This is a genomic window from Pseudomonas sp. 21615526, assembly GCF_013386245.1.
In the GTDB taxonomy this organism is placed as follows: domain Bacteria; phylum Pseudomonadota; class Gammaproteobacteria; order Pseudomonadales; family Pseudomonadaceae; genus Aquipseudomonas.
Genome location: NZ_JACAOM010000183.1, coordinates 1 through 6,823 on the forward strand (window position 1 = coordinate 1; position 6,823 = coordinate 6,823).

Sequence of the window (6,823 nt, forward strand, 5' to 3'; positions counted from 1 at the left end):
CCACCAGTTCCAGCTCGCCACCCAGCGGCACGCCGTGGGCGATGCGCGAGGTAATCAGGCCTTTGTTGGTCAGCAACTGGGCGATGTAATGGGCCGTCGCTTCGCCTTCCACCGTAGGGTTGGTGGCCAGGATCACCTCGACGAACGTGCCCTGCTCCTCGATTCGCGTCACCAGTTGCGGAATACCAATCGCCTCCGGCCCCAGCCCGTCCAGCGGCGACAGGTGGCCCTTGAGCACAAAGTAGCGTCCGCGGTAACCGGTCTGCTCCACCGCGTAGACATCCATCGGCCCTTCGACCACGCACAGCAGCGTGTCGTCGCGACGCGGGTCGGCGCATTGCGGGCACAGCTCTTCCTCGGTCAGGGTGCGGCACTGGCGGCAGTGGCCGACCCCTTCCATCGCCTGGCTCAGGGCCTGGGCCAGTCGGGAGCCGCCGCTGCGATCACGCTCCAGCAGTTGCAGCGCCATGCGCTGGGCGGTTTTCTGACCCACACCCGGCAAAGTGCGCAGGGCGTCGATCAGTTGACGAATCAGGGGGCTGAAGCTCATGGGGAAAGGTCCGACAAAACAACGAGACGCGGTTTATACCCGCGCCTCGGATTAGCGTCAAATGCTCAATCTTGTGCGACCCGCACCACCAACTTGCCGAAGTTGCGCCCCTCCAGCAAACCGATAAAGGCTTCAGGTGCCTGCTCCAGGCCTTCCACCACGTCCTCGCGGAACTTGATCTTGCCATCCCGCACCCACGGCGCCATGGCACTGAGGAATTCCGGTTGGCGGTCGCCATAGTCGTCGAACACGATAAAGCCCTGGATCCGCACACGCTTGGTCAGCAAGGTACGTTGCAACGCCGGCAGCCGGTCGGGACCGCTGGGCGCTTCGTGGGCGTTATAGCCGGCGATCAGGCCACACAAGGGAATGCGCGCCTTGGCATTCAGCAGCGGCACGACCGCGTCGAATACCTTGCCGCCGACGTTTTCGAAGTAGATATCGATGCCCTTGGGGCAGGCCTGGGCAAGCTCCTCGGCAAAGTTGTCGCTCTTGTGATCGACACAGGCATCAAAGCCCAGCTCGTCCACCACATAGCGGCACTTGTCGGCGCCACCCGCCACACCGACCACCCGCAGCCCCTTGATCTTCGCCACCTGGCCCACCACCGAGCCCACCGCACCGGAAGCGGCCGCCACCACCAGGGTTTCCCCGGACTTGGGCTGGCCGATATCGGTGAGGCCCATATAGGCGGTCATGCCGGGCATACCCAGCACACCCAGGGCCATGGACGGGCTGGCCAGTCCCTTCGGTACCGGGATCAGGTTGCGCCCATCGGAGATGCTGTGGCTCTGCCAGCCGGTGGAACCGACCACCAAGTCACCCACCTCGAACTTCGGATTGCGGGACTGTTCGATGCGGCTGACAGCGCCACCGGTCATCACTTCGTCGATTTCGACCGGTGCGGCGTAGGACGGCGCATCACTCATGCGCCCGCGCATGTAGGGATCCAGGGACAGGTAAAGGGTCTTCAGCAAAACCTGGCCGTCGGCCAGTTCCGGCAGCGCGACGCGCTCCAGGCGAAAGTTTTCCGGCACCGGTGCGCCGTGGGGGCGTGAGACCAGCACAATGCGCTGGTTGAGGGTCAATGCTTCGGACATCAGCGAGGCTCCTTCTATCGGTGACTGAATTCAACGGTATAGGGTGCAGACCCCAACACAGGGTCCAGGGTTCGACAAAACTCTCGCAGTAGCAGTTGTCGAGCGCCAGCGAGGCTACGTTAGCCGCACCGCTGCTTTCATGCCAGACGTGGGACCGAGTCGCTGCCGACGCAGCCTCGCTGGCGCTCGACAGCTGCTACGGGTATGGAAAATAGCCGGACAAAAAAATGCCAGGCGCGGGGCCTGGCATTTTCGGTGCTGCTTGCCGATCAGAACGGCAGCTTCATGCCCGGTGGCAGTTGCATGCCAGCGGTCACGCCAGACATCTTGTCCTGGCTGTTGGCTTCGATCTTGCGCACGGCGTCGTTGACGGCCGCGGCAAACAGCGCCTCGAGCATTTCCAGGTCGTCTTCGCCGACGCCCGGCAATACGCTTGGGTCGATGCTCACGCGCTTGATGTCGTGACGACCGGTCATCACCACGCTGACCATATCGCCACCGGCTTTACCGGTGACTTCGGCGTTGGCCAGTTCTTCCTGCATCTTGGCCATCTTTTCCTGCATCTGCTGCGCCTGCTTCATCAGGCCGGCCATGCCACCTTTCATCATGGGAATCACCTCAAAAGTACGTGGATCAATTATTGGCCCCGGGTTATGACGCTTGGGGTACCGGGGCTTCTACAGGTTCAATAGTATCGTGCCGCACCACCGCGCCAAACTGCTGCATCATCTGCTGGATGAGCGGATCACCGTGGATCGACTCTTCAGCCTCGCGCTGGCGGTTGACCCGGCGACGGGACGCCGCCTGGGCCGGGGTTTCCTGCTCGGGCTTGATCAGCTCGATGCTGATGGTCAGCGTGCGCCCGTGGAACTGGTTCAGGGCATCGTTGAGCCGGCGCTGCTGGGTCGCGTTGAACAGGGCGCTGTGGGCCGGGTCCAGGTGCAGTAGCCAATGGTCGCCATCAACGGCAATCAGGGTGCAGTTGGCGGCGATGCTGCCAGTCATGCCGGAGATCGGCAGTTTCGGGAACAGCTCCAGCCATTGCAACGCCAGGCCGGTGGCCGGCATCGCGGCAGGTTCGGGTTCAGGCTCCGGGGCAGGCTCGGCGGTGTGTTCGCTGGCCAGGTCGTCCAGGTAGCTGTAGGCCGAATCCATGTCCGGCTCGATGTAATCTTCGTCCAGCGGCGGCTCGTCGTCGAGGTCGGTGCCCGGGGTGGCGGCGTCCACTTGCGCAACGGTCGGCTCCGGCACCGGGGCCGAAACCCACTCGGGGGCGTCCGGGACCACGCTGTCCGGGGTCGGCGCGGGCATGGGTGTCAGTTCAGGCTGCTCGCTGGTGGTTTCCAGCACCGGCTCGACGGCAGGCTGCAGCTCGACCTCGACCTCGACCTCGACCTCGGCCTCTACCGGGTCGTTCCACGGCAGATCGACTTCAGGCACGGGCGCAGGCTCAACCACCGGCTCCGGCACCACCACAGGCGCCACGGGCTCGGCGACAACCGGGGCGGCGGCCTGTGCAACCGGCGCAGGCGGCGCAACCACTGGCGCGACAACAGCCGGGCCAGCCACTGGTTTGGCGGAATCAACTGTGGCCTGGCTGATCCCCACTGGCTTTAGCGGCTGTCTCGGCGCATCCGCCGTGTCGGCGGGCCTGAAGGCCAGCATCCGCAGCAGGACCATTTCAAAGCCGCCTCGCGGATCGGGTGCCAACGGCAGGTCACGTCGCCCAATCAGGCCCATCTGGTAGTAGAACTGTACGTCTTCGGCCGGCAACGCCTGGGCCAGGGCCAACACGCGGTCGCGGTCGCCGTGGCCGTTGTCGACACCTTCGGGCAGGGCCTGGGCGATGGCGACGCGGTGCAGCACATTGAGGATTTCCGACAGCACGCCATTCCAGTCCGGGCCTTGCTCGGACAGGTGGCGCACGGCTTCGAGCAACGCCTTGGCGTCGCCTTCGATCAACGCGTGCAGCACGTCGAACACCTGGCCGTGGTCCAGGGTGCCGAGCATCGCCCGCACGTCGGCGGCCAGCACCTTACCTTCACCGAAGGCGATGGCCTGGTCGGTAAGGCTCATGGCATCACGCATCGAGCCGTCGGCGGCACGCCCCAGCAACCACAGGGCGTCGTCTTCGAACGGTACGTTCTCGACACCCAGCACGTGGGTCAAATGCTCGACCACACGCTCCGGGGTCATGTTTTTCAGGGAGAACTGCAGGCACCGCGACAAAATCGTTGCAGGAAGTTTCTGCGGGTCGGTGGTGGCCAGGATGAATTTGACGTAGGGCGGCGGCTCTTCCAGGGTCTTCAACAAGGCGTTGAAGGAGTGGCTGGACAGCATGTGCACTTCGTCGATCAGGTAGACCTTGAAGCGGCCACGGCTCGGTGCGTACTGCACGTTGTCGAGCAGCTCGCGGGTGTCTTCGACCTTGGTGCGGCTCGCGGCGTCGATCTCGATCAGGTCGACAAAACGCCCTTCGTCGATTTCCCGGCACACCGAGCAGGTACCACACGGCGTCGAGGTGATGCCGGTTTCACAGTTCAGGCACTTGGCAATGATGCGGGCAATGGTAGTCTTGCCCACCCCGCGGGTACCGGTGAACAGGTAGGCGTGGTGCAGCCGCTGGCTGTCCAAGGCATTGATCAGAGCCTTGAGCACATGGGTCTGGCCGACCATTTCGCGGAACGAGCGCGGACGCCATTTACGTGCAAGAACCTGATAACTCATCGAAAACCGTCGCAACTGGGAAGCGGAAGCGGGTAATGCTAGCGGAGCAAGGGGGAAATTGCATCCGGCACGCTCGTCTAATCTGACTAAGCTGGTCTGACCAAGCCTATAAAAGGCTGAACCCGGAGAATTTATGCGCGCAGTCCTGGGCGCCTTGTGGATGATTGCCACGGTCAGCCTGGCGGCACCCGCACCTCTGCGATTCTCCATTTCCGACAGCTGGACCATGCCCATGGTGCAACTTGACCAGGGCCAGCCGACCCAGGGGATTTTGTATGACCTGATGTTGAGCCTGGCCACCCAGGTCGGCCGTCCTGCGAAATTCCATGTGCTGCCCCGTGCGCGCATCGACACCGCCATGGAGCGCGGGGATGTGGACGTGCGCTGCTACGTGACACCGGCGTGGCTGAACAACCTGTCGGGGGACTACACCTGGAGCATCCCGCTGCTGGTCCAGCGCAATGTGCTGGCCGCCGGGCGCGTGCCCTCAACGTCAGTGGCACTGGACAGCCTTGCGCCGCAACACATCGGCACGGTACTCGGCTACAGCTACCCGACCCTGGAGGCGCGCTTCGCCAGCGGCCAGTTCAGCCGCGACGACAGCCGCAGTGAAGAGCAAGTGCTGCAAAAACTGGTGGCCGGACGCTTCAACTATGCAGTGATCAACGAATGGATCCTTGACCGCTTCAATCAGCAATTACCGCCCACACAGCGCCTGCATACGGTGGCCGTGATCGAGGAGCAACGCCTGGGCTGCTATGTGCGCAACGACCCGCAGGTGCCGGGGCAGCAGATCCTGCGCACGTTGCTGCGGATGAAAATGTCCGGGGAGATTGATGAAATCATCCAGCTGTATATCGGGAACAGCGCCCCCGCCCCTTAAGATCACCTGATTGTCCTTGTGGCCAGGGAGCTTGCTGGCCAGGGAGCTTGCTGTGGCGAGGGAGCTTGCTCCCGCTGGAGTGCGCAGCGCTCCCAAAGATCTTGGGGCCGCTACGCAGCCCAGCGGGAGCAAGCTCCCTCGCCACAGCTCCCTCGCCACAAAAGCGCTTTCTACAAGCCCATCTGCTTGCTGATGATTTCGTTCATCACTTCCCGAGTCCCGCCACCGATGGACAGGATGCGGTTGTCGCGATACAGCCGCTCCACCAGGTTGCCGCGCATGTAGCCCTGGCCGCCGAGGATCTGCACGGCATCAAAGGTCACGCGGTCGGCGGTGTCGGTGGCGAGGTTCTTGGCCATCGAGATCTCCTTGATCACACTCTTGCCCGCGGCCATCTTGGCGGCCTGGCGGTAGGTGAATTCCCGCGAGACCTCCACCGCCGTGGCCATTTCCGCCAGGCGATGCTTGAGCACCTGGAACTTGCCGATGGGTTTGCCGAAGGCCTCGCGCTGGGCCGCCCACTTCAGGCTTTCCTCCAGGGCCATCTGCGCAGTCATATTGGCCATCAGGGCCAGGGCCAGGCGCTCGCTCTGGAAGTTGCCCATGATGCAGGCGAAACCCATGTTCTCGGCGCCGATCAGATTGCCTACGGGTACGCGGCAATCATCGAAGAACAGTTCGGCCGTGTCCGACGCCCACCAGCCCATCTTCTTCAGCGGTGTACCGGTGGTGAAACCAGGCGTGCCCTTTTCGATCAACAACAGGCTGATGCCGGCAAAGCCCGGCCCACCGGTACGTACCGCGACGGTATAGAAGTCGGCGCGCTGGCCGCTGGTGATAAAGGTTTTGCTGCCGCTGACGCGGTAATGGTCGCCGTCGCGCACGGCACGGGTCTGCAGGCTGGCGACATCGGATCCGCCAGCGGGCTCGGTGACGGCCAGGGCGGCGATCTTCTCGCCGGATAACACCTGCGGCGCCACACGATCGCGCACCTCGGGCCGGGCCCATTTGACGATGGGCGGCAAGCCGATATCCAGCGAGCCCAACCCTGCCACTACCCCGCCGGAGCCGCAGCGCATCAGTTCTTCGCTGGCCGCGACCTTGGCGAACAGGTCACCTTCGTGGCTGCCTCCAAGGGCTTCGGGGTAACCGATGCCCAGGATCCCCGCCGCACCGGCCTTGAGGTACAGCTCCCGGGGGAAGCTTTCCGCTTCCTCCCACTGCTCGATGCCCGGCAACATCTCGCGCTCGACGAAACGACGCACGCTGTCGCGGACCAATTGGTGGCTGGGGTCGAAGTATTCCTGATAGGCAGACATCGGCAAGCTCCACGGGACGGTAGAGCGAACTTACCAAGCGCTTGCTTGGTTATCAAGCAAGAGGAAAGACTCGTGAACGCCACAAAACAAATGTGGGAGCGGGCTTGCTCGCGAATGCGGTGTATCAGTCGCCAGATGCATTGACTGAACCACCGCAGTCGCGAGCAAGCCCGCTCCCACATTTTGTTCTGCGGTGTTTGTTATAGGGCGATCGGCTTACGTCCGGCAAACGAATGCGCCAAGG

Annotated in this window: 6 protein-coding genes; 1 reads left to right on the forward strand and 5 read right to left on the reverse strand. The window is 63.4% G+C overall.

Going from position 1 to position 6,823, the window contains the following annotated elements; all coding sequences use genetic code 11:
• From recR to dnaX, 4 genes are all read right to left on the reverse strand, one after another.
• A partial coding sequence (recR, locus tag HX786_RS30435) for a recombination mediator RecR (protein WP_178913022.1) occupies positions 1–550 on the reverse strand: 550 nt, incomplete at its 3' end.
• 65 nt (positions 551–615) lie between these two features.
• Positions 616–1,650, reverse strand: a complete 1,035-nt coding sequence (locus HX786_RS30440; RefSeq protein WP_003219050.1) for an NADP-dependent oxidoreductase — start codon at positions 1,648–1,650, stop codon at positions 616–618.
• Positions 1,651–1,919: 269 nt separating this feature from the next.
• Complete coding sequence (locus HX786_RS30445) at positions 1,920–2,258, reverse strand: YbaB/EbfC family nucleoid-associated protein (protein ID WP_003193199.1); 339 nt, start codon at positions 2,256–2,258, stop codon at positions 1,920–1,922.
• A 43-nt stretch (positions 2,259–2,301) separates the two neighbouring features.
• The gene (dnaX, locus tag HX786_RS30450; RefSeq protein ID WP_178913023.1) at positions 2,302–4,377 is read right to left on the reverse strand and encodes a DNA polymerase III subunit gamma/tau; all 2,076 of its coding nucleotides are present in this window, start codon (positions 4,375–4,377) and stop codon (positions 2,302–2,304) included.
• A 133-nt stretch (positions 4,378–4,510) separates the two neighbouring features.
• Between dnaX and HX786_RS30455 the strand changes: the two genes are divergently transcribed.
• Positions 4,511–5,260, forward strand: a complete 750-nt coding sequence (locus HX786_RS30455) for an ABC transporter substrate-binding protein (RefSeq protein WP_087694838.1) — start codon at positions 4,511–4,513, stop codon at positions 5,258–5,260.
• A gap of 170 nt (positions 5,261–5,430) precedes the next feature.
• Here HX786_RS30455 and HX786_RS30460 read toward each other — a convergent pair whose 3' ends face one another.
• The gene (locus HX786_RS30460; RefSeq protein ID WP_178913024.1) at positions 5,431–6,579 is read right to left on the reverse strand and encodes an acyl-CoA dehydrogenase family protein; all 1,149 of its coding nucleotides are present in this window, start codon (positions 6,577–6,579) and stop codon (positions 5,431–5,433) included.
• Positions 6,580–6,823 lie beyond the last annotated feature (244 nt).